This is a genomic window from Microbacterium sp. AR7-10, assembly GCF_001878835.1.
GTDB lineage: Bacteria > Actinomycetota > Actinomycetes > Actinomycetales > Microbacteriaceae > Microbacterium > Microbacterium commune.
On record NZ_MJIR01000114.1, the window covers coordinates 1 to 880 of the forward strand.

The following is an 880-nucleotide window of genomic DNA, read 5'->3' on the forward strand; positions in this document are numbered from 1 at the left end:
TCATGCTCTCGGCGTCGGACGACGGTGAGGGGCTGTCGGCGACCGATCGGCTCGCACGGCTCGACCTCGCTCTGACGTCGGCGGCGGCACGCCTGGCATCCGACCGCCGCGCCGCCGTCGAAGCGCACGACGAGCAGCGCGAGCGCATGCGGCAGCTGATGTCGTCGTTCCTGGAGCGGTGGCCGAACCTCAACCTGCTGCCGGATCCGGATGCCTCGGTGCCCGAGTTCCTCGGCATCCTGGACGCGCTGCGGACGAACGGTCTGCACGAGCTCGAGAACGAGTGGCGCGACAGTCTGCTCGGGCTCTCGGGCAACGACCTGACCAGCCTCGATTCGACGCTGAGCCGATCGGTGCGCGAGATCAGGGAGCGCATCGAGCCGATCAACAGCATCATGCGCGATCTGCCGTTCTACGACGACAGGCACCGGCTGCAGATCTCGCCGCGCGAGAACCAGTCCGAGGCGCGCAAGCGCTTCCGCCGTGACCTGCGCGAGGTGCGCGGACTGATCGAGGCGGCGTCGACCGACGACGAGCGCGAGCATGCGTACAGGCGGATGAACCGGCTGATCGAGCGGATGCGTCGTACCGCTCCCGACTTCGCCGAGCTGATCGACGTGCGCAATCACGTGCGGGTGTCGGCCGAGCGGGTGCTCGCCGAGACGGGCGAGCACGTCGCGCTGTACGACCACATCGGCGAGAAGTCGGGTGGGGAGTCGCAGGAGCTGGTCGCGTTCATCGTCGGGGCGGCTCTGCGGTATCAGCTGGGGGATGCCGGCGCTTCGCGTCCGCGCTACGCGCCGGTGTTCATGGACGAGGCGCTGATCAAGGCCGACGCGCATTTCACCAAGCGTGCGATCGGCGCGTAGCGCGGACGCGA

1 protein-coding gene is annotated in these 880 nt (G+C 68.9%); it reads left to right on the top strand.

Features of this window, described 5'->3' with window-relative positions:
* On the top strand, positions 1-869 hold an 869-nt coding region (locus BFN01_RS14580), incomplete at its 5' end, for an SbcC/MukB-like Walker B domain-containing protein (protein ID WP_305728275.1).
* Positions 870-880 lie beyond the last annotated feature (11 nt).